The organism is Hyphomonas sp. BRH_c22, from assembly GCF_000961795.1.
Taxonomy (GTDB): Bacteria; Pseudomonadota; Alphaproteobacteria; order Caulobacterales; family Hyphomonadaceae; genus Hyphomonas.
In genome coordinates, this window is record NZ_LADU01000130.1 from 1 (window position 1) to 17,582 (window position 17,582).

The following is a 17,582-nucleotide window of genomic DNA, read 5'->3' on the forward strand; positions in this document are numbered from 1 at the left end:
GCGCGGCCGCACGGCGGCGCCGCTGGCCTATGAGCGCCTCGGCCTGCCGGTGCCGGGCGGCGTTCAATCGGGATTGTTCGGGGAGAAGTAGGCTCAGGCGCCCTGCTGCATCCGCCAGAGGAGGCCGATGAAGGCGCCCTTCACGCGGGGCAGCAGGAGCAGGACGGCGCCGACAGCGCCCGTGCCGAGGGCGGGCAGGGACAGCCAGAGCGGCCCGGTTTCATTCATCGACACGAGGAAGGTGATCGGTGCCAGGATCGGCCCGAGGATCAGCACCGTGAACCAGGGCGGGCCATCCTCAGCGCGGATCTGGCCGATGGGTTCGCCGCAATGGGAACAGACGGGTGCCTGTTTGAGGTAGCCTTCAAACACGTGTCCCTGGCCGCAGGCCGGGCACCGCCCGCGCAGGCCGCGCAGGATGGAGGTCAGCATGGGGCGGGAGGATGGCATCGTGCGCGTCTCAAGGTCGGTTGGTCATCCTGCTTCGCATGGCAGGCGGCGCATGGCCAGAACGGGTTGAAACCGGAAGGCCGTTCCGCGCGTATGAAACCGCAGGAGGATATCTTGATGAAACCATTTGGCCTTATTGCCGCGCTGGCGGCCGCCGCGCTGTCAGCCTGTACCAGCCAGCCGGACTATCGCGCGCAGAAGACTGCGCCGCCCACGGTGCCGCAGGTCGACCTGGAGCGCTATGCGGGCCTCTGGTACGAGATTGCCCGCTATCCCAACGGGTTCGAGGCAAATTGTGCCGGCGTGACAGCGGAATATGCCCCGCGCGATGATGGCCGGATCACCGTCATCAATACCTGCCACAAGGGCAGCGTGGATGGCCCGGTGAAGGTGGCGAGGGGCGTGGCGCGTGTGATGGAGCAGTCCGGCAATGCGCGCCTGAAGGTCAAATTCGCGCCATCATGGGTGCCGTTCGCCTGGGGCGATTACTGGATCCTGCACCTGGAACAGGACTATTCTGCCGTGCTGGTAGGTGACCCGGGCGGGAAGTATCTCTGGATACTGGCGCGGGAGAAAACGCTCGATGCCGATACGCTGACGCGGATCAAGGCCCGTGCCGGGGAGCTCGGCTACGAGACAGCGCCATTGGAGATGACGGATCAGGGGTGATCTGCTAACGCGGTTTGCATGACCCAGCCGACCCTCGACGACCGGAATTTCGACGCCCAGCGCCAGCACTGGATCACCGTGCGCGTCTATTACGAGGACACCGATTTCACCGGCATGGTCTATCACGCCAATTACCTGCGCTTCTTCGAGCGGGGCCGGTCTGACCATTTGCGCGATGCCGGGATTTCGCACCAGGCATTGCTCGACCGGCCAGACCCGGCGGCGTTCACGCTGACCAATGTGAATGTCAGCTACAAGCGCCCGGCCAAGGTGGACGACCTGCTGCATGTGCGGACGCGCTATCTGGGCATGGACGGGCCGCGCATCCGGTTCGAGCAGGCCTGCCTGCGCGATGGCCAGGTCGTGGCGGAAGCCGAGATCACGGCGGTGATGATCCATGCGGACGGGCGGTTGCGCCGGCCGATCCGGGAAGTGGCAGAGCATCTGGAAGCCTTTGTCTGGCGGCCTTAGCGATATGTAATCACTAGATAATTTTGAAATTCATGCGCGTGGAGCCGTTTGCGCGCAGACTTTTTCATGCTTGGGACTTGCATTTAGATATATCGAAAACTATCTTGTATTTCGATATATCTAAAAGGAGTATCGATGAATAACCAACCAGACCATGACCGGGAGAGTCTCTCGGGCGAGATATTGGACAGGGACGACACATTCGGCTGCCGCAGGCGCCAGGGAAAAGGAGATGACATGCACGGACATCACGGGCACGGTCGGCGCGAGCGCTGGCATATGAAAATGGGTATGGGCGGCGGACACCGTCATGGACGGGGTGGCCGCCGGGGTGGCAGGCCGCTGGGGCATGGCGATCTTCGCCTCCTGATCCTCAGCCTGATCAGCGAGACGCCTCGCCACGGCTATGACCTGATCCAGGAGATCGAGACGCGCACCGGCGGGACCTACAAGCCGAGCCCCGGCGTGATGTATCCGGCGCTGGAAATCATTCAGGACCTTGGCCTCGCCGAAGTACGCACCGAGGACGGCAAGAAGACCTTCCACATCACTGCCGAGGGCCAGGAGGAACTGGAGCGTGAGGCCGCGACGGTGGAGGCCATCCATGCGCGCCTTGCCGACCTGATGCGGGCTGACGAAGACGCTGACCCGGCGGATGTGCGCACCGCGATGCATCGCCTCCGGCATGCCGTCGTCACATCGGCGCGCCACAGCCTGGCAGACGAGGCCCGCCACCGCCGGATCGTGGCGATCCTGAGCGCGGCCCGCGACGAGATTTCATCTCTCGACTGAAGCGGAACGATAACGATTGGCGAGCGGGGCCTCCATCCGGGGCCCCGCTTTGCTGTCAGAAGCTGATTTCAGCCGAGACGGGCAGGTGATCGGAGAGCTGGTGGGCCAGGCAATGCCTCTGATCGATGCTGATACTGTCGGAATGGACAATATGGTCGAGATCCTTCTGGGGGCGCCAGGATGGATAGGTCGGCAGGAGGGGATGATTGGCAATCCTGGCCTTGTTGGCCTCGGCGAAGGCTTCGAGGTGAGTGGAGCTGTTCGTACAGTTGAAGTCTCCGACCACCAGGAAGGGGGTCTTTCTGGGCAGGTGGCTGGCGACCGCTTCCAGCTGCAGGGCCTGGTCGTTGCGGCCGAGGCTCAGATGCAGGTTTGCCACCGAGATGCCCTGTCCCACCTGCACATTGGCGATCAGGCAGCCGCGGCCCTTCACCCGTCCGGGAAGCTTGAAATCGTGGATATCAGACAGGGCGTACCGACTGAGGATGGCGTTGCCGTGCAGGGAAATGCCGGGAATGGTCCGGTTGCGCTGGACCGCGACATGCGTGTGGCCCGACAGCGTTGCGATCTGCTCGGCCTGGCAGGTGAACCCGGACCTCCGCCCGCCCAGATCGACCTCCTGGAGGCAGACCACATCATGCGTGCTGACGATTTCCGCGATTTTTTCCAGCGTGGACCGCTTGGCACTGGTATTGAAGACCTGATGATGGGCCCGGGTGACGTATTGTGAATACTTGGTCGTGCCGATCGCGGCCTGGATATTCCAGGTCATGATCTGAAGGGAATGGGCCATCCGGCTCATACGGCGGCGGGAACGCGCGGTTCCATCCGGCGTTTGGTCCATAGCACTGAAGGGGACGGCCTTGCTTCCAAGTTCACTTTTATTTGTCCTCCATATCCTGATTTCGGTCACGCTGACCGTTCGCCTGCTTTACCGCAAGCTGGCTGTCAGCACGACGCTGGCATGGATCATCATTCTCTTCTCTCTGCCTTATATAGGCATCTTCTTCTATTTCCTGTTCGGCGATCACAGGATGGGACGCAAACGCCTCAGACAGGGCAACCGTATCCGGCAATTCTACCAGCGCCGCTATGGTGTTGAGGAAGACCCGCTGATGGACGTGACGCTCGATGTCTCGCCCACGATGCGGGCGCTGAGCCAGAGCGTGGCCAGGCAGCCCGGCTTTCCCGTCACACATGACAATACGCTGGAACTGATCGAGGATGCCGGCGAAACGCTGGACCGCATCGTGGCCGATATCGACGGGGCGGCGAAGACCTGTTTCCTCGAATTCTATATCGTCGAGCCGGAAGGCCGGGTCGTGGCCGTGATGGAGGCACTGGTGCGGGCGGCCAGGCGCGGGGTCGACTGCAACCTGCTGGCGGACAGTTTCGGCAGCAAGGCCCTGTTCCGGTCAAGCTGGCTGCAGCGCCTGCGGGCGGCGGGTGTGGATGTGGAGGAGTCACTGCCGGTGGGGGTGCTCAAGTCGCTGTCCCAGCGGTCTGACCTGCGTAACCACCGCAAGCTGATCGCGATTGACCAGGCGATTGGCTATATTGGCAGCTTCAACCTGGTGGACCCGAAATTCTTCAAGGCGGAAAAGTCCGTCGGCGAGTGGGTTGACTCGACGTTCCGTCTGGAGGGGCGGATCGTGGACTCTCTCGGATGCGTGTTCAACGCGGACTATATTTTCGATACCGTCGGGCTGGACGTGGATCGGGACGCCTTGCGCGACCTGCCGACAGACCGGCCGGACACGCCGCCCGCCGGGAACGTGTCCCTGCAATTGCTGCCGTCCGGGCCGGAAACGCGCGACAGTCCCATTCATGAATGGGTGGTCTCGGCCATCTTCGCCGCACAGAGGCGCGTCTCGATCATCACGCCCTATTTCATCCCGGACGAAACGCTGACCCTGGCCCTGAAGGCCGCCTGCAAGCGCGGCGTGGCCGTGGACGTGATCGTGCCGGAAAGGATCGATTCCCGGCTGGCCCAGTTTGCCAGCGAGTCCGTGTTCGAGGAGTTGCTGGAGGCCGGTATCCGTATCGCGCGCTACACCGATGGCCTGCTGCACACAAAGTGCGTGCTGGTGGATGATACGGTTTCCATGCTCGGCACGGTCAATATGGATACGCGCAGCTTTTACCTGAACCTCGAACTGACGCTGATCGCCTATGACCGGGACGTCACGCGCCTGATGGACGCCCTGCGCGACCGCTATCTGGCCAAATGCACCCATATTGATGCGGCGGAATGGGCGGCCCGGGCAAACTGGCGCCGGATGACGGAAAATATACTTAGACTGGCGGCCCCCATACTTTAGGCGTCATTGCTGCAGTGCAGCGCAATGGTGGCCAGCCACGAATCCTTAACCAAACGCCCCTATCGGTTAACCAGCTGCGGAATCTCGTGTGCCTGCCGTGTTTCCGCCAGATTTGGTCGTGAAACAGGGGCGGAAGCCGAGGCTGCGCGCCGACGGCACAAACTCATTTGCAGTGCGCTCGGCGCGCGCAGACTTCAAGGAGCAGGGAATTTCATGGAATCCGAAGCGATTGGCACGGCGGCCAGCCATACTGAGTTCTCCTTGATGTCACTGATTTTCGATGCCGACCCGATCGTCAAGCTGGTGCTCCTGTGCCTGCTGGCCGCGTCAGTCTGGTCGTGGATGGTGATCGCCGAGAAGACGTTCTCGCTGGGCAGCGCCCGCAAGAAGGCGAAGAAGTTCGAAGAGGCTTTCTGGAGCGGCCGCACCGAGGATTTCGACATGCGCCCCGGCCAGGTGGCGGGGGACGCGGCGAGCCGCGTATTCGCCTCTGCCGCCCGCGAATGGTCCGATGCCAAGCGCAGCGTGCCAGCGCCAGCCGAAGCTGCTGCGATTGTCAGCCGCGCCGAGCGGTCCATGCGCGCCGCCGTCGACCGCGAGATCAGCAAGGCTGGCACCGGACTGGGCATCCTGGCGACGATCGGTTCCGCGTCTCCGTTCATCGGGCTGTTCGGAACGGTCTGGGGGATCATGAATGCCTTCCTCAATATCGCGGCGCAGCAGGATACGAGCCTCGGCACCGTGGCCGGCCCGATCGCCGAAGCGCTGTTTGCGACCGGCATGGGCCTGGTGGCGGCCATCCCGGCGGTCATCTTCTACAACAAGTTCACGGGCGACCTGACCAAATTTGGCGACCAGCTTGATACATTCTCCCAGGATGTCCTGGTGCGCCTGTCGCGCCGCGCCTCCGACGCAGCGAGGGACTAGGCCATGGGATTGATTCTCGGATCCGGCGGCAAGGGCGGACGGCGCGGGCGCCAGGCGCTGAACGCCGAAATCAACGTCACGCCGTTTGTCGACGTCATGCTGGTGCTGCTGATCGTGTTCATGATCACGGCGCCGCTGCTGGTGCGCGGCGAGGATGTTGCCCTGCCGAAGACGCGGTCGGGCCCGATCAAGACCGAGCCGAATGATGCGCCGCTGGCGATCACGGTGAAGGCGGACGGAACGATCTATATTCAGAATACGGAAGTGACCGTCGACGATCTCGGCGCCAAGCTCGCGGCGATCATCGGCGAAGGATACGAGCAGCAGATGTACCTGCGCGCCGACGAAAGCGTTCCCTATGGCCGGATCATGGAAGTGACGTCTGAAGTGCGCGCGGCAGGCTATACCCGCCTCGCCTTCGTGACCGAACAGAAGAAATAGCGGGGGCCGTTCCACACCCATGCTTCGCGGTTTCACCATTTCGACTGTCCTCCACGCGAGCGTGCTCGCGCTGGCGGTCATGTCGTGGCCGAGCCAGAAGTCGGAATGTGACAAGGCCATCGAGAAACTTGAACGTGACGAGCCGGGCCTCGGGCCGGTCGACATCCTGATGCGCCTGCCGGAATGTGCCGCCGCGATTGATGTGCCGATCGAGTTTCTCGACATCGGACTTGTCACCAATGTGTCGGCGATCCCGAAGGCGGAGGTCGAGCCCGAAGCCGAGCCTGTGCCAGAGGAGGCGCCGGAAGATGAGGCCGAACCTGACGACCTGAAGGACCTGACGGCCGACGAGGTTGACGCCAATGACACCCGCGCCGAGGAACCGAGCGAGGATGATATCGTTGTTGAGGACGAGAAGGCCGAGCCTGAGCCCGAACCCGAGCCTGCCCCGGAGCCGGAAAAGAAAAAGCCGGAGCCGAAGAAGGAGGAAAAGCTGGTCGAGAAGACAAAACCCAAGACTGCGTCCGATGAACTCGATTTCCTCAATGATTTCGAAGATGTCCTGAAGACCAAGGCCCAGAACGAGCGCAAGGCACCGCCGGCGCAGGAGCCGCCGCGCATCGAGAAGCCGGTCCTGGCCGATGCCCAGCAGCCGCGCAAGGGCGCCGGCGACCGGACCGGCAACACGGCCTCCCTGCAGGCAGCGGTCCGCCGCCAGATCGGCTATTGCTGGAATGGCGTCGACGACCTGCCCAAGGAAGACCAGATCAATGTCGTGGTGCGGCTGAAGCTCGCCCGCGATGGCAGCCTCTCCCATTCGGCCGAACTGATGTCGCCCAAGTCGCGGCCCATTGGCCGGTCGGGCATACCGGTTGACCTTGCACTACGCGCAGTGCGCAAGTGTGCCCCCTATAAACTGCCTGCAGACGATTACGACCAGTGGCAGGAAATCGACGTGACAATCGGGCCGGAAAATTGACCGGCCCTCAAAGTTTCAAGGAGACTATCGAATGAAACGTATCCTGATGGCGCTGGCGACAGCGTTCCTGCTGGCCACGAGTATTGCCCTGCCGTCTGCGGCCCAGCTGCAGGTGCGGGTCACCGATGGCAATTTCACCCCGACGCCGCTGGCGATACCGGATTTTCAGATTTCCGGTACCGATGCCGCCATGGCCAAGCAGATCAGCGACGTCGTGCGTGCTGACCTCGCCTCGACCGGCCTGTTCGACATGCAGAACCCGGCCTCCTTCATCCAAAAGGACCTGTCGCTGGATGTGCAGCCGCGGTTTGCCGACTGGAAGATTATCAAGACGGACGGACTGGTCGTCGGTGCGTATGAGGAGCTTCCGGACGGGAAGATCGCTGTCTCGTTCCGCCTCTGGGACGTTTATGCCGGCGAGGTCATGCGGATCAATGGCCAGCCGGGCCGCCGCCTGACGACGACCCCGGACAACTGGCGCCGGATTGCGCACAAGATTGCCGACTCGATCTACCAGCGCCTGACCGGCGAAGACCCGTATTTCGACACGCGGATCGTTTACATTGCCGAGACGGGCCCGAAACTGGCCCGCGTGAAGCGCCTTGCCATCATGGATAGCGACGGGGCCAACCAGCAATACCTGACGCCCGGCCGCAATACGGTGCTGACACCGCGCTTCTCGCCGTCGGCACAGGAAATCACCTACATGTCGTATGAGGGTGGCAAGCCACGTGTCTATCTCTTCAATATCGAGACAGGACGCCAGGAATTGCTCGGCAATTTCCCCGGCATGACCTTTGCGCCGCGGTTCTCCCGCGATGGCCAGAGCGTGTTGCTGACCCAGGCCGAGCGCGGCAATTCCGACATCTACATCATGAACCTGCGGACGCGGGAATCGCGCCGCCTGACGGACCATCCGGCGATTGATACCTCACCGTCCATGTCCCCGGACGGACAGTCGATCGTGTTCACGTCCGACCGGGGCGGCAGCCCGCAGCTCTACATCATGAACGTCGATGGCAGCCCGCGCACCTGCCCGTCGGGCGGGCGCGATTCGGCCTGCCGGATCACGTTCGGCAAGGGCAGCTATTCCACACCTGTCTGGAGCCCGCGCGGCGATCTCGTTGCCTTCACGAAACAATCCGGCAGCCGCTTCTATATCGGTGTGATTGGTACGGATGGAAAAGGCGAGCGCCTGCTGACCGAAGCCTATCTGGACGAGGGCCCTGACTGGTCGCCGAATGGCCGGGTGATCGTGTATTTCCGCGAATCGCGTCCGGGTGCCGGTCCACAACTCTGGTCGGTTGACCTGTCGGGACGCAACGAACAGCGTCTCCAGACCCAGACAGATGCCTCCGACCCTGCCTGGTCGCCGCTTCTGCAGTAATAAAAGCAGTCAAAAGGCCCCGGAATGCCTCCGGGGCCAATGCTTTCTGAAGACATGACGCGAAATTTGTGCAAAACGACGCTCGGTTCAAGTCACCGCCCGATTGTCGCCTGATTTCCGTCAGAAAAGGGAATCACTACTGCGCTAGTCGTCATACCGTTGACAAAACGCCCGCCGCAAGGCGTCAATATCGCTCTAAGGACATCCAGGGGAGTCTTAGCAATGCAAACGACACTGAAACTTACTGCCGCCGCCGCCGTGCTGCTTTCGCTCGGCGCCTGCGCTTCAAAACCTGCGCCTGTCGTCGAAGATACGACACCTGTTGAAGTTGTCGACACAACGCCAGCGCCGACAGCGCCCGTTGCTGAAGAAGTCGTGCAGCCTACCGGCCCGATGGCTGGTTCGCTCGACGATTTCCGCGTCAACGTTGGTGAGCGCGTCTATTACGATCTCAACAATTACCGCCTTGATGCCGACGACCAGGAGATCCTGAAGCGTCAGGCCGCCTGGCTGTCGTCCTATCCGTCCGTTCGTATCCTCGTTGCAGGCAACTGCGATGAGCGCGGCACGCGCGAATACAACCTCGCCCTCGGCGAGCGCCGCGCAGCGACCGTCAAGGACTATCTTGTGAGCCTCGGCGTTGATCCTTCGCGGATCGACACGATCTCTTACGGCAAGGAACGCCCGATTGCTGCTGGCAGCGACGAGCAGTCCTGGGCCCTCAACCGCAACGGTTTCACGCAAATCGTTTCGGGCACGACCAGCTAAGCTGATCTGCTGACAAGAATGCAATTTGCAGCCGGGTGCCTTATTTTGGCCCCGGCTGTTTTTGTATTGTGATGAAGAAATTGCGTGGAGAATTGCATTGATGTTCAAAGCCCCGGCTCTTGCCCTCGTCTGCCTCATGCTTGCGGCCTCACCAGCGGCTGCCCAACGCAGCGCACCGGTATCGCAAGGTGTCACGAGTTCGGACCTTGCATCGCAGGTGGCCGCTGCGCGCCAGCAGAATGCGGAACTGAAGGTTCAGGTGAACAACCTGATCGGCGACATCATGACCCTGACGGGACGCGTCGAAACCATGGAATTCCAGCTGTCGCAGACGCGTGACGCGAACGAAGCCCTCCAGCGCGACAATGAATCCCTGGCTGACAGCATTGGCGAACTGCGCGACCAGATGGCGGCGCAGGCCCGGACGCTGGCCGCGCTCGAAGCGCGCCTTGGCGGCACTGAGCCGTCCTATGCTGATCCGGCCCTTGACGAGGAAGCCTCGTATCCCGGCGCCGCAGAAAGCGGTGACTATGCCAACGGTTCGGCAGCGGCGTCCCGTTCGGACGGCCTGGCCAATGCCGGACCGACCCAGTTGATCAAGCCGATGCCGCAATCGTCGGCTTCCGACATTGCCGACAGCGCATCCGGTGTGCGCACGTCGAGCACGCCCGTGTCCAACAATCCGTCTGAGGATGGACTGAACCTGCCATCCGGATCGCTCGGCACGATTTCGGCCAGCGACCTTCCCGGCGAAGCGGGCCCCCTGTTTGCCGCCGCAAAATCGAAACTGATCCAGTTTGACTATGCCGGGGCGGAACAGGCGTTCCGGCAATTCCTCGACCGGTTCAGCAATGATCCCCAGGCTGGCGAAGCGCATTACTGGCTCGGTGAAACGCTCTACCAGCAGAAGGCCTATGCTGATAGCGGCGCCGCCTACACGACGATGATCCGCTCTTTCCCGAACGATCCACGTGCGCCAGATGCGCTGGTGAAGCTTGCCCGCGCAATGCGCCTGATCGGCGACAAGGAGAAGGCCTGCCTGGCGCTCGACACGCTGCCAAAGCGCTATCCGAATGCCTCGGGCGTGACACGTGACCTGTCGGCCGTTGAACGGACCAAGTCCGGGTGCGACAGCTAGAGACGTACCCGGCCAGTCTCGCCGCCTTTGACCGGCTCTGCGGGGCTGCAAGCGGCCCGGTCGGTGTCGCGGTTTCGGGCGGCAGCGATTCCCTTGCCCTTCTTTATCTCGCGCAGGAATGGGCCCGTTTGCGCCAGCGCGGCGTCATGGCCTTCACATTCGATCATCGCCTGAGAGAGGCATCCGCCGGCGAAGCCGCTGAGGTGGCGCGCATCAGCCGGGCGCTGGGTGTCGAACATCGCACGCTGGTCTGGGATGAACCGGTCGGCCGCCAGTCAGCGGCCCGCCGCGCCCGGCATGCGGCCCTGGCAGAGGCGCTGAAAGCGGCTGGCGGTGCGATCCTGCTGACCGGGCATACTGCAGACGATCAGGCCGAAACCTTTCTCATGCGGGCCCGGCAGGGGTCGACCTGGTACGGGCTTGCGGGCATGCAGCCCGTGTCGCTGTCGCCCGTCTGGCCGGAAGGGGCAGGTCTCCGCATTGCCCGGCCACTGCTCGCGGCCCGCCGGACAGACTTGCGCAGCCTGCTGGCGGACCAGCGCGTCAGATGGGTCGACGATCCGACAAATGACAATCGCGCCTATGAGCGCGTCCGGATGCGGCAGATGCTGGCGGCGATGCCGGGCCTGTTCGATGCGATTGCGCGCTGCCAGTCGGACCTCGCCGCCCTGCGCGCCATTGAAGACACGCGCCTTGGCCGGTGGCTGCGTGACCATGTGCAGGTGTCGGGCGGGGGAGGGCTGGATGCGGCGCTGGCGCCCCTGGGGCGGGAAAGCGCAGCGCGCGGAATCGGCCTCCTGATCCAGTTCGTGACAGGCCGTGAGACACCACCGCGCCGGGAAAATCTGCAGTCGCTGACGGACCGTTTGCTGTCTCAGCGGGCATTTCCGGGTGCGACATTGGGCGGTGCAATGGTTACGCGGAAGGCCGCACTTGTTCATCTCGCGTCTGAGGAGGGGCCGGATCGCCCGGATTCATTACTAAATGCGCGCCTCGGCGCGATGTGGAGCCTGTTCCTGGGCCAGCCGTGACAATTGCTGCATGTTAAGCGGAAAGGAGTCGTTTTTGTGCGATCCTGCTCCTATGTTAGAAGTCAATAATGCTTCCAGATTGAAAGACCTGATATGAACGTGCGCAATCTAGCCATTTGGGGGGCTATCGCCCTGCTAGTGATCGGCATGGCCGTCGCCATGGGTGGAACCTCTGAAGCGGATCAGGCGGACAAATCCAAATTGTCCGAAATCTACCAGTTGATCGAGTCCGGCGAAGTGGCCGAGGCGACTCTCGGCGACCAGCAGATCGTTGTGAAGACGACCGATGGCCGGACGATGGTCAGCGAACTGCGCGGCCTCGACATGGAAACCCAGGGCATACTGGTAAAGGAAAACGTCCCGTTCACGATCGATGCAGATAGCGGCCGGAACAATTTTGCGTCGCTGCTCTTCTCGATCCTGCCGATCCTTCTGATCGTCGGTTTTGTCTTCTTCATGATGCGCCAGATGCAGGGCGGCGGCGGACGCGGGGCGATGAGCTTCGGCAAGTCGCGCGCCCGCCTGCTGACCGAAAAGCATGGCCGCGTCACGTTTGATGACGTTGCCGGCGTTGATGAAGCCAAGGAAGAACTGCAGGAGATCGTGGAATTCCTGCAGGATCCATCGAAATTCCAGCGCCTCGGCGGCAAGATCCCGAAAGGCGCGCTGCTCGTTGGCCCTCCCGGTACGGGCAAGACACTGCTCGCCCGCGCCGTGGCAGGTGAAGCCGGCGTGCCCTTCTTCACGATTTCCGGTTCCGACTTTGTCGAAATGTTCGTCGGCGTCGGCGCCAGCCGCGTGCGCGACATGTTCGAGCAGGCCAAGCGCTCAGCGCCCTGCATCATCTTCATTGACGAGATCGACGCGGTCGGCCGTTCGCGCGGCGCAGGCCTCGGCGGCGGCAATGACGAGCGCGAGCAGACACTGAACCAGCTGCTGGTCGAGATGGACGGCTTCGAGGCCAATGAGGGCATCATCCTCGTGGCCGCTACCAACCGTCCCGACGTGCTGGACCCCGCCCTGCTGCGTCCCGGCCGCTTCGACCGCCAGATCACGGTCGGCAATCCCGACATTATCGGCCGCGAGAAAATCCTGCGGGTCCACATGCGCAATGTGCCGCTGGCCAAGGATGTCGAAACCAAGACGATTGCCCGCGGCACACCCGGCTTCTCTGGTGCCGACCTTGCGAACCTCGTCAACGAGGCCGCGCTTCTGGCCGCCCGCCGCGGCAAGCGTGTCGTGGCCATGGCCGAGTTCGAGGATGCCAAGGACAAGGTCCTGATGGGCCCGGAACGCCGTTCGATGGTGATGTCCGAAAAGGAAAAGGAACTCACCGCCTGGCATGAAGCCGGTCACGCCATCGTTGCGATGAAAGTGCCCTCGGCTGACCCGGTCCACAAGGCGACGATCATTCCGCGCGGCCGTGCCCTCGGCATGGTGATGCAGCTGCCGGAAGACGACAAGCTGTCCATGTCCAAGATCGAGATGACCAGCCGCCTCGCCATCATGATGGGCGGGCGCGTGGCCGAGGAACTGAAATTCGGCCATGACAATGTGACGGCCGGCGCGGCCTCGGACATCCAGCAGGCAACCCGTCTCGCAAGGGCGATGGTCACGCGCTGGGGCTTTGCCGATGCCATCGGCCCGGTGGATTATGGCTCTGACCAGGGGGATGTCTTCCTCGGCCAGCAGCTGATGCAATCCTCCCATGTCTCGGAAGACACGTCACGCAAGATCGAGGAAGAAGTCCGCAAGCTGATCCAGACCGGCATGGACGAAGCGCGCCGCATCATGACCGAAACCCGGTCGGAATGGGAAGCAATCGCCAATGGCCTGCTGGAGTATGAAACGCTCACGGGCGACGAGATTGCCGAGCTGCTGAAAGGCAACAAGCCCACCCGGCCGGACATCAGTGATGATGACACCGGCCCGGCTTCGGCTGTTCCCGTGATCGGCAAGCGCCGCAAGCCCAAGGGCGATACCGGCCTTGGCGACCCGGAGCCGAGCCCGGCCTGATTCCGGACAAGAATGTGATTGCATCGGGGCGCAGCCAGTCTAGGCTGCGCCTCATGCTTATTCGCGCCACGCTTTTTTCGTCCTGCCTTGTCCTGTCGGCCTGCGCCGCGCAGCCCGTGCCCGCCACAAGCCCGGTGTCCGGCTTTGAGGCCGCGTTGCAGCCGCTCTGCGGCAAGGCCTATGAGGGGCGCATCACCACCACGGATGCCGCCGATGATGACTGGCGTGCCGAGCGGATCGTGATGCATATGCGCACGTGCGATCCGGGCCTTGTCACGGTGCCGCTGCATGTCGGCGATGACCGGTCCCGCATCTGGGTCCTGATGCAGATCGGGGATCGCTGGGAGCTGCGCCATGACCACCGGCATGAGGATGGCGAACCGGATGTCCTGACCCTGTATGGCGGTTTTGCCAGCACGCCGGCCGATGCCCTGATTCAGGATTTCCCGGCTGACCAGGCGACAAAGGACCTGTTCGACCAGGAGAACATTCCCGTGTCCAAGACCAATGTCTGGACGGTCGAGGTTGATCCCGAGGCGGGCCTGTTCACTTACCAGCTGGCCCGTCCCGGCCGCCTGCTGCGGCTGGAGTTCGACACGTCGCGACCGGTTGACGTGCCGCCGCCGCCCTGGGGCGCCGTGGATTAGGGCCTGGCGGCAGGCTGCCGCTTCCCGCGCCGGGAGGTTTCCGAGGTGATCAGGTGCGGGGCGACCCTCAGGGTGCGCGTGGCAACGGAAATTTCCCCCAGGAAATAGACCAGTGCCGCAATCAGGACGCCCATCGAGGCGACGAACAGGACCGAAACAACCGTCGAGACATCCATGCCCGCCAGCTCGCCGCCAAACAGGGTGACGATCACGAGGCAGATCAGCAGGGCCGCCAGCGTGGACAGCGTTACAGCGCGGTTGATGCGTACCATGCGCTTGTCGATGGCCGCCAGTTCCATCACGTGGCGCTGGCGATCCTCGGCGCTGTCACCTGCGAGCAGGTTTTCGACGGCGCGCCAGCGGTCGACGACGCGGGCCAGCCGGTTGGTCATCACGTTCAGCATGGCCCCGATGCCGGCCAGAAGGAAGACTGGCGCGATGGCGAGTTGGATGATCTGGGCAATGTCTGTCGGCATGGAAAGGGGCATGCGGCAAGGATTGGCGGTGGTGGCCGCTGGCGTCAACCCGGTTTGCGGGTCAGGCCGTGACGCCGGGCCCTGTCAGGTCCAGAGTTTCGGCTGGGCGGCGATCACGCTGGCGGCGCAGCCTTCGTCCCAGGGGTAGAGCCCATCGAGCCAGCCGGGCCAGACGAGCTGGACCACGGCGGGGTGGCCGCGATGGCCCTGATGCTTCCAGAACCCGTCAGCCACGGGCATGTAGAGGGTAAACAGCGCCTCATGCGCGGCCTTCTTGCCGATACAGTCAAAGTCCGGGCTGAGGCCCTGCCAGGCCTGTCCGCCATCGACTTTCCGGCCGGCCTTGATCTGCCGGAACACCTCGGCCAGCATGGAATGCATCTCGTCGCGGTGGAGGCCGAAGACGATGAATTCCGGGGCGTCCAGCGTTTGCGTGAAGCCGACAGTATAGGTGAAATTGGGCGTGGCGAGCTCTGGATCGAACACATGCTGGCTGTGCCAGCCATGGGCGGCGATATCGTCAAGGACGCGCCGGTCGGATGGGGGAAGCTCGCCTTCGGTCATGCAGCGATGACGCGGTGCGCCGGGCACGGGGTCAAGCCGCAGGGGCCAACATGTCCGAGATTTAAGGTGGCTTGGGGCCAGCACAGGCGGCCGCAGGCCCTGCGGGCGTGCGGCGGCAAACGGGATGAAACGGGGCAGGGGAAGGGCCTAGGACGTGTCGGCGGCGGGCGGAACGCGGACACCGGGGCCATGCCTGACTGATGCACGCAGGATGCACCGATACTGCACGAAGGCAGCACGGGAGTGCAGGGCGTATCCGCGCAGGCGAGGCGCTGCCAGGCGAACTGTTTCGGCGGCGTTTAGGCATAGGTGCCTTCGGGCGCCGGGGCGTCGGCCATGGCGGTGACGTAAACCTTGCCGGTGCGCGGGCAGACGGCGATCAGCAGGCCGCGCCCGCTGGCCCGGATCCAGCGCTGCAGGGCCCAAAGCTGCAGCCACAGATAGGGCCACAGCCACACAGGCACGGCAGAGAAGATGCGATGGCGCGTCTCGGGGCTCATGCGGCGCATTATACGCGGGCGGGGGAGGGGTGGGGAAAGAGTGGGGGGCGGATGCCGCCTGACAGGCCGCTTGCCGGGGGCAGGTGGGTGTGAGAGCGTTTGCCGGAGTGTGGGGAAGCGGGCGCGATGACGGCATTATTCTTCTGGGCGGCGGCGGGCGTGGCGGGCCTGACCGTGTTGATCCATGTCTTCCTGGGCGGGGCGAAATTCGTGCGGCCCTTCCTGGCGGTGGAGATGGAGCCGGGCCTCAAATGGCTGGCCTACCTGATGTGGCACCTCGGCACTGTGTCGACCCTGTTCATCGCTGCGGGCTTTACGGCAGGGGCGCTGGATCCGGTGCACAGGGACTATGCCGCCATTGCGACGGCGGGCGCAGCGGGCTTTGTGGCCGTGGCCCTGTTCACGGCGGTGAAATCCGGCCTGTCGCCCCGGCGCTTCCCGGTCATCCCGATGTTCAGCCTGGTGACGGGGCTGGGGCTGGCTGGCGTGTTCCTGTAAGGCGCGGTTCTGGCAGCAATACCGCTTGCGGGGCGGTGTGGAGGGGCGTAGATCGCGGTGGCCGCCGGCCGATGCGATTGGCACGGGCCGCCGGCGGAGCCATGTTCCCGCCCCATGCCCGACCCGTCGTTTGACTGCGTGTCCTGCGGCGCCTGCTGTTTCAGCAGGAACCCGCGCTATCTGGCCCTGCTGCCATGGGATGCCTCGCGCACCCTGCCGGCGGACAGCCTGTTCAGCGAAGGCGGGCAGACCTTTGTGAAATTCGACTGCGGCCATTGCGTGCACCTGCAGCTGGCAGGCGGCAAGGCCGTGTGCGGCGTGTATGACGACCGGCCCGAAGCCTGCCGTGCGTTCCGGGCGGGCAGTTTCGAATGCGTCAAGGCGCGCCGCGCGAACGGCATCATGGGCGCGAACGTGCGGGACGCCGAAGGCGAGCCGGCCTAGGTCGCGAAAAGCTGGCCGATATCGGCGAAGGCCTTGAGTTCGATGGCATTGCCGCTGGGATCGTGGAAGAACATGGTCGCCTGCTCGCCGGGCTGGCCCTTGAAACGGACATAGGGCGCGATCAGGAAATCCACCTGGCCTTCAAGGCGCCGGGCCATGGCCTGCCAGTCTTCCATCGGCAGGACGAGGCCGAAATGGCGCACGGGCACGCCATGGCCATCCACCGCGCTGGTGGCGGCGGCGCGGCATTCCTCAGGCGCAAGATGGGCGACGATCTGGTGGCCGTGGAAATCAAAATCCACCCAGTCCGGCGAGCTGCGCCCCTCGGGGCAGCCGAGCAGGCCGCCATAGAAGGCGCGGGCGGCGGCAAGGTCGTGGACCGGGAAGGCGAGGTGGAAGGGGGCGAGCGGCATGGGCGGCATCCGGTGGGTGGCGGGCGGGACCATCCTAAGCGCGCCGGGGCAAAGCGCAATCGCCCGCCGGAGCGGCGGTTTGACAGAGAGGCAGCTGGAATAACGGCCCGGCGGAATACGCAGGCCGTTATTGTTTCAGCCGCTGCGCAGCGCGTCAGGCGCGCTTGATCAGGCGGATGACAAAGAGCAGGATCACCGCGCCGATCGTGGCGTGGATGATGGCGCCGAGAATGCCGGACGCGATGCTGAAGCCGAGTTGCGGGAAGAGCAGCCCGGCCAGGGCCGCGCCGACAATGCCGACCACGATATTGCCCACCAGGCCGAAGCCATAGCCCTTGACGATCTGTCCGGCGAGCCAGCCGGCTATGGCGCCGACGATGAGGATGATGAGGAGTGTTTCGAGTGTCATATGCTTGTTCCTTGCATGCGTGGGTTCGAACACGCGCAGGTGCCGAACGGGCGAAAGCCTTGTCTGGTTCCCCGCACAGTGCCGCATTCTGCGGCGTGTTCACCCTGCACGGGCGGCGGCCAACAGGGACACGGGCTGAAACGCACGCCCCGCCCCGACCCCCCGGGCTGCACACGCAGGCCCGAATGGATCGCCCTCAGGTATCCCACATCGCGGGCGGGAGGGATAGGTGGGGTGGGGG

At 63.8% G+C, this 17,582-nt stretch carries 22 protein-coding genes; 15 read left to right on the plus strand and 7 right to left on the minus strand.

Going from position 1 to position 17,582, the window contains the following annotated elements:
• Positions 1 to 93 precede the first annotated feature (93 nt).
• Positions 94 to 450, minus strand: a complete 357-nt coding sequence (locus VR74_RS18670) for a DUF983 domain-containing protein (RefSeq protein WP_045699398.1) — start codon at positions 448 to 450, stop codon at positions 94 to 96.
• A gap of 117 nt (positions 451 to 567) precedes the next feature.
• Between VR74_RS18670 and VR74_RS18675 the strand changes: the two genes are divergently transcribed.
• From VR74_RS18675 to VR74_RS18685, 3 genes are all read left to right on the plus strand, one after another.
• A complete protein-coding gene (locus tag VR74_RS18675) occupies positions 568 to 1,119 on the plus strand; it encodes a lipocalin family protein (protein ID WP_299951306.1) in 552 nt (183 codons plus the stop codon).
• Between the two features lie 18 nt (positions 1,120 to 1,137).
• On the plus strand, positions 1,138 to 1,590 hold the full coding sequence (locus tag VR74_RS18680) for a YbgC/FadM family acyl-CoA thioesterase (protein ID WP_045699400.1): 453 nt from the start codon (positions 1,138 to 1,140) through the stop codon (positions 1,588 to 1,590).
• A 135-nt stretch (positions 1,591 to 1,725) separates the two neighbouring features.
• A complete protein-coding gene (locus tag VR74_RS18685) occupies positions 1,726 to 2,382 on the plus strand; it encodes a PadR family transcriptional regulator (protein WP_299951309.1) in 657 nt (218 codons plus the stop codon).
• Positions 2,383 to 2,437: 55 nt separating this feature from the next.
• Here the strand turns inward: VR74_RS18685 and VR74_RS18690 are convergent, their stop codons facing one another.
• The gene (locus VR74_RS18690; RefSeq protein ID WP_045699430.1) at positions 2,438 to 3,175 is read right to left on the minus strand and encodes an endonuclease/exonuclease/phosphatase family protein; all 738 of its coding nucleotides are present in this window, start codon (positions 3,173 to 3,175) and stop codon (positions 2,438 to 2,440) included.
• A gap of 70 nt (positions 3,176 to 3,245) precedes the next feature.
• On the opposite strand from VR74_RS18690, the gene cls reads away from it, so the two are divergent.
• From cls to VR74_RS18740, 10 genes are all read left to right on the plus strand, one after another.
• On the plus strand, positions 3,246 to 4,703 hold the full coding sequence (gene cls / locus VR74_RS18695; protein ID WP_045699402.1) for a cardiolipin synthase: 1,458 nt from the start codon (positions 3,246 to 3,248) through the stop codon (positions 4,701 to 4,703).
• A 213-nt stretch (positions 4,704 to 4,916) separates the two neighbouring features.
• Positions 4,917 to 5,630 (plus strand): protein TolQ, encoded by a 714-nt coding sequence (tolQ, locus tag VR74_RS18700; protein ID WP_045699404.1) that lies wholly within the window; start codon positions 4,917 to 4,919, stop codon positions 5,628 to 5,630.
• 3 nt (positions 5,631 to 5,633) lie between these two features.
• The gene (locus VR74_RS18705; protein WP_045699406.1) at positions 5,634 to 6,071 is read left to right on the plus strand and encodes a biopolymer transporter ExbD; all 438 of its coding nucleotides are present in this window, start codon (positions 5,634 to 5,636) and stop codon (positions 6,069 to 6,071) included.
• Positions 6,072 to 6,090: 19 nt separating this feature from the next.
• Positions 6,091 to 7,050: a hypothetical protein gene (locus VR74_RS18710; protein ID WP_045699407.1), complete on the plus strand. Its 960-nt coding sequence runs from the start codon at positions 6,091 to 6,093 to the stop codon at positions 7,048 to 7,050.
• Positions 7,051 to 7,081: 31 nt separating this feature from the next.
• Positions 7,082 to 8,437: a Tol-Pal system beta propeller repeat protein TolB gene (gene tolB, locus VR74_RS18715; protein WP_045699409.1), complete on the plus strand. Its 1,356-nt coding sequence runs from the start codon at positions 7,082 to 7,084 to the stop codon at positions 8,435 to 8,437.
• 222 nt (positions 8,438 to 8,659) lie between these two features.
• Positions 8,660 to 9,205 carry a peptidoglycan-associated lipoprotein Pal gene (gene pal / locus VR74_RS18720; protein ID WP_045699410.1) on the plus strand — a complete coding sequence of 182 codons (546 nt, stop codon included), beginning with the start codon at positions 8,660 to 8,662 and terminating at the stop codon, positions 9,203 to 9,205.
• Between the two features lie 100 nt (positions 9,206 to 9,305).
• Entirely contained in the window at positions 9,306 to 10,343 is a 1,038-nt protein-coding gene (gene ybgF / locus VR74_RS18725) for a tol-pal system protein YbgF (protein ID WP_045699411.1), read from the plus strand.
• Positions 10,331 to 11,374 carry a tRNA lysidine(34) synthetase TilS gene (gene tilS, locus VR74_RS18730; protein ID WP_299951312.1) on the plus strand — a complete coding sequence of 348 codons (1,044 nt, stop codon included), beginning with the start codon at positions 10,331 to 10,333 and terminating at the stop codon, positions 11,372 to 11,374. The genes ybgF and tilS overlap by 13 nt, the downstream gene beginning before the upstream one ends.
• 93 nt (positions 11,375 to 11,467) lie before the next feature.
• Complete coding sequence (gene ftsH / locus VR74_RS18735) at positions 11,468 to 13,390, plus strand: ATP-dependent zinc metalloprotease FtsH (RefSeq protein ID WP_045699413.1); 1,923 nt, start codon at positions 11,468 to 11,470, stop codon at positions 13,388 to 13,390.
• Positions 13,391 to 13,443: 53 nt separating this feature from the next.
• Complete coding sequence (locus VR74_RS18740) at positions 13,444 to 14,037, plus strand: hypothetical protein (RefSeq protein ID WP_045699415.1); 594 nt, start codon at positions 13,444 to 13,446, stop codon at positions 14,035 to 14,037.
• Here the strand turns inward: VR74_RS18740 and VR74_RS18745 are convergent.
• From VR74_RS18745 to VR74_RS18755, 3 genes are all read right to left on the minus strand, one after another.
• Positions 14,034 to 14,513 (minus strand): DUF2721 domain-containing protein, encoded by a 480-nt coding sequence (locus tag VR74_RS18745; protein ID WP_299951315.1) that lies wholly within the window; start codon positions 14,511 to 14,513, stop codon positions 14,034 to 14,036. The two genes, VR74_RS18740 and VR74_RS18745, sit on opposite strands and share 4 nt — an antisense overlap.
• 84 nt (positions 14,514 to 14,597) lie before the next feature.
• Positions 14,598 to 15,104, minus strand: a complete 507-nt coding sequence (locus VR74_RS18750) for a DUF4262 domain-containing protein (RefSeq protein ID WP_299951318.1) — start codon at positions 15,102 to 15,104, stop codon at positions 14,598 to 14,600.
• Between the two features lie 272 nt (positions 15,105 to 15,376).
• Entirely contained in the window at positions 15,377 to 15,577 is a 201-nt protein-coding gene (locus VR74_RS18755; protein ID WP_299951322.1) for a hypothetical protein, read from the minus strand.
• A gap of 126 nt (positions 15,578 to 15,703) precedes the next feature.
• Between VR74_RS18755 and VR74_RS18760 the strand changes: the two genes are divergently transcribed.
• Positions 15,704 to 16,075 carry a hypothetical protein gene (locus tag VR74_RS18760; protein WP_045699420.1) on the plus strand — a complete coding sequence of 124 codons (372 nt, stop codon included), beginning with the start codon at positions 15,704 to 15,706 and terminating at the stop codon, positions 16,073 to 16,075.
• A 114-nt stretch (positions 16,076 to 16,189) separates the two neighbouring features.
• Positions 16,190 to 16,519: a YkgJ family cysteine cluster protein gene (locus tag VR74_RS18765; protein ID WP_045699422.1), complete on the plus strand. Its 330-nt coding sequence runs from the start codon at positions 16,190 to 16,192 to the stop codon at positions 16,517 to 16,519.
• Here the strand turns inward: VR74_RS18765 and VR74_RS18770 are convergent.
• Together VR74_RS18770 and VR74_RS18775 are read right to left on the minus strand one after the other, a co-directional pair.
• Positions 16,516 to 16,941 (minus strand): VOC family protein, encoded by a 426-nt coding sequence (locus VR74_RS18770; protein ID WP_045699423.1) that lies wholly within the window; start codon positions 16,939 to 16,941, stop codon positions 16,516 to 16,518. The genes VR74_RS18765 and VR74_RS18770 overlap by 4 nt on opposite strands.
• Before the next feature lie 145 nt (positions 16,942 to 17,086).
• Positions 17,087 to 17,341 carry a GlsB/YeaQ/YmgE family stress response membrane protein gene (locus VR74_RS18775; RefSeq protein WP_045699425.1) on the minus strand — a complete coding sequence of 85 codons (255 nt, stop codon included), beginning with the start codon at positions 17,339 to 17,341 and terminating at the stop codon, positions 17,087 to 17,089.
• Between the last annotated feature and the right edge of the window lie 241 nt (positions 17,342 to 17,582).